Genomic DNA, 246 nt, shown 5'->3' with positions numbered 1-246 from the left:
GGTGACGGTGCCGCGGTTGGCCGTCACGCTCGACGGGTTCCAGCTGGAATCGTCGAGGATGCCGGCCTGCGTGTACGCGATCTCCGCGTTCGCCGAGTCGACATTGCCGGTGTTGCCGAACTCCATCCGATACGTCACGGCCTGACCCGGCGTCGGGTCGGTCGGGTTCGAGGTGAACGTGTACTGGAAGAACTCGCGCTTGACGTAGTCGGTGTGGGTCCCCAAGTCGGTCGCACCGTTCCCGGC

The 246-nt window shown here is 65.9% G+C and carries 1 protein-coding gene; it reads right to left on the bottom strand.

Annotated features, from left to right (window positions below; translation table 11 throughout):
- Positions 1-225: hypothetical protein (locus tag KVS71_RS18175; protein ID WP_217585236.1), on the bottom strand; the 225-nt coding region annotated here is incomplete at its 3' end.
- Positions 226-246: the final 21 nt, after the last annotated feature.

This window comes from Microbacterium sp. GbtcB4, assembly GCF_019091465.1.
Classification (GTDB): Bacteria; Actinomycetota; Actinomycetes; order Actinomycetales; family Microbacteriaceae; genus Microbacterium; species Microbacterium paraoxydans.
The sequence above is the reverse complement of the archived record's forward strand: the minus strand, read 5'-3'. Positions and strand labels throughout refer to the sequence as shown.